The sequence below is a fragment of the Loktanella sp. PT4BL genome (genome assembly GCF_003201935.1).
GTDB lineage: Bacteria > Pseudomonadota > Alphaproteobacteria > Rhodobacterales > Rhodobacteraceae > Yoonia.
Map to the genome: position 1 here is coordinate 1 of NZ_QJJL01000030.1, position 2,719 is coordinate 2,719.

3 protein-coding genes are annotated in these 2,719 nt (G+C 63.4%); all 3 read right to left on the minus strand.

Annotation, left to right across the window (positions count from 1 at the left end; genetic code table 11):
* Positions 1–103: 103 nt before the first annotated feature.
* The 3 genes from tnpC to tnpA all read right to left on the minus strand — a co-directional run bounded on the left by tnpC (position 104) and on the right by tnpA (position 2,629).
* Positions 104–1,753: an IS66 family transposase gene (tnpC, locus tag C7964_RS19645; protein ID WP_110281239.1), complete on the minus strand. Its 1,650-nt coding sequence runs from the start codon at positions 1,751–1,753 to the stop codon at positions 104–106.
* 64 nt (positions 1,754–1,817) lie between these two features.
* Entirely contained in the window at positions 1,818–2,171 is a 354-nt protein-coding gene (gene tnpB / locus C7964_RS19650; protein WP_110280951.1) for an IS66 family insertion sequence element accessory protein TnpB, read from the minus strand.
* Positions 2,168–2,629: an IS66-like element accessory protein TnpA gene (tnpA, locus tag C7964_RS19655; protein WP_110281240.1), complete on the minus strand. Its 462-nt coding sequence runs from the start codon at positions 2,627–2,629 to the stop codon at positions 2,168–2,170. The genes tnpB and tnpA overlap by 4 nt, the downstream gene beginning before the upstream one ends.
* Between the last annotated feature and the right edge of the window lie 90 nt (positions 2,630–2,719).

Genomic DNA, 2,719 nt, shown 5'->3' on the forward strand with positions numbered 1-2,719 from the left:
GTATGCGGTGGCCACGCCCCATTTATTTATCGGTTGCACGTTGTTGTGGCTGGTTGATGCGGAGGGCGGTCGGTAGCTCGTCAGGGACTACGAGACGAGGTCCTTATGAGCCCTTGGCTTGCTGTGCATAGGCCCATGGCATCAGGGCGTCGATGTCGCGTGCGAGGTGGCCATTGGCCAGCTTGGTGAAGAGATCGCGCATGTAGGCATAGGGTTCGACGCCGTTCATCTTGCATGTGCCGATCAGGCTGGCGAAGCGGGCCCAATTGCGGCCACCCTCATCATGGCCCGCAAACAATGCGTTGCGGCGGTTCATGGCCGGGCTTCGGATGGCGTTTTCAACAAGATTGGAGTCGATGTCGACGCGCCCATCGTCGAGGAACAGCCGGAAGCCGTCCTGACGTTTCAGCATGTAGGCCATGGCCTCGCCGAGGTCGGATTTACGCGAGACCCGCGCGGCCTGTGCCTTCAGCCAGGTGAAGAATTCATCGACCAGCGGGCGGGACATTTCCTGCCGGACAGCGCGGCGGTGGTCCGGGTCGGAGCCTCGGATGGCGTCCTCGACCTTGTAGAGGGCGGCAATGCGTAACAGCGCCTCGTCGACGATGGGTGATCCCTTCTTCGGCTTGGCCTTGATCAGCTTGCGTCGGCCATGCGCCCAGCAGAAGGCCAGCCGCAGCGGATCGCCGCCCGGGCGTTTCGGCGTGGCCAGATGGGTATAGGCGCCATAGGCATCGACCTGGATCGTGCCGTTGAAGCCTTCGAGGATTTCGGCGGCATATGCACCTTTACGACCAGGACGATAATGGAACACCACGCCGGGCGGCGCAGGGCCGTTCCAGCCCCGATCATCCCGCAACACCGCCCAAAGATAGCCCGTCTTGGTCTTGCCCCGCCCGGGATCGAGAACCGGGGCGGTGGTTTCATCGACGTAGAGCCGGGTGCTGCCGGACAGCAGTCGTTTGGCCATGTGATCGACCACGGGGGCGATCAACGCACCGGTCCGACCCATCCAGTTGGCCAGCACCGAGCGGTCGATCGGCACCCCGTGCCGCGCCATGACCACAGCCTGCCTGTTCAGCGGCATGTGCTCGGAATGCTTGGAGACGGCAATCTGTGCCAGCAGCGCCTCGGTGGGCCAGCTGCCCTCCAGCAGATGCGCAGGTGCTTTTGCTTGCGCCACGCCGCTACGGCCCTTGGGGCAGGCATATTTCGGGCGGATCGTGACGATCACCTGATACCGCGCCGGGATGTAATCCAGCCGCTCGGTCCGATCCTCACCAATCTTGACCATGTCACCACAGCCGCAGGGGCAAATGACGCTGTCGGGCTCGACCACCCTCTCGACGCGCGGCAGGCTTTCGGGCAGCGCCCGGGCCTTGCGTGGCGCTCGCGGCTTGCGCTTCTCGGGATCCGGTTCACTGGCCGCGATCCTGTTTTCAACAGCCGCGATTTGCGCCTGCGTCTCGGCGATAGCCGTTTCCAGGTCCTCCAGCGCCAGTTCCAGCTGCGCCGGATCGAGCTTCTCGGATTTCGGCCCGAACTTGGTGCGCCGATAATCCTGAACCTGGCCTTCCAGCTTCTCGATCAGCGCCTCAAGCTCTGCGATGAAGGCATCTTTCTCGGCAACCACAGACTGCTCATGCTGGCGCGCAGCGCGCTCAACCGAAAGCTCGAACTGAACAGCTGCAAAGGCCTTCACCACCTCGGGCGGTAGGTCCGGAAACTGGCTGAGATCGAAGGGCTGCGACATATGCATTTCTACCCGAACCGGGACAGAAAGACCAATAAAACAACGCCAAAAACAGCTGCCTGAGTCATCCTGCCGCAGTCGGTGCCAGCACCCGTTGCGCCACCACCCGCCGCCAGTCCAACCCCTCGAACAAAGCCTCAAACTGCGCCCGCGACAGCCGCATTACCCCGTCCTGAACCTTCGGCCAGGCGAAGCTGCCTTGCTCCAGGACTTTGTAGGTCAGCACCATTCCGCTGCCATCCCACACAAGGATCTTCAGCCTGTCCCCACGTTTTGAGCGAAAGACCACCGTCACCCCGGAATGCGGGTCGAGCTTCAGCTCAGTCTGCACAATCAGCGCCAGAGCGTTATGCCCACAGCGGAAATCCACGGGCTTCGTCGCGATCACGATCGGCAGCCGTTGACCGGCGACAATCACGATGCACCCCGCAGCGCCCGCACCAGCGCCGCCGCGCGCTCCACCGTAACATCACCGGGAATGCACAAGCGCAAATCGGACCCGACCTCAATCGTCATCACGCCGATGCCGCCCTGCGCGGCCTCGGCCGTGGAAGATACCGGCTGATCCATGGGCTCAGGCAGAATGGACAGCGGCACAAAGGCAGGCTCCGCCGCCTTCGGCCCTAGCGATCCGTTCAACGCATCAATCAGCTCACCCGGCAGGGCCAGCCGACCCTGCCGGGCATAGCGGCGCCAATCTGACAAATGATGGGGCAGAATGTCATAGCGCGCCGCCACATCGCAGACCCGCGCGCCCGGCTGAAGGCTTTCGGCGACAATCCGCGCCTTGACCGCATCAGGCCAACGCCGCTTGCCCCGCCGTCGCGGCTCGACAACCTCGCACCGCCCCATAAATCCATCGCCACCGTCCGCCATACGCAACCTCCATCTGCTAACGCAGACCTTCTCGCAGGCACCTCACGCGTCAGGAACAGGCCAAATCAATGGGGCGGGGCCGCCGCTTAC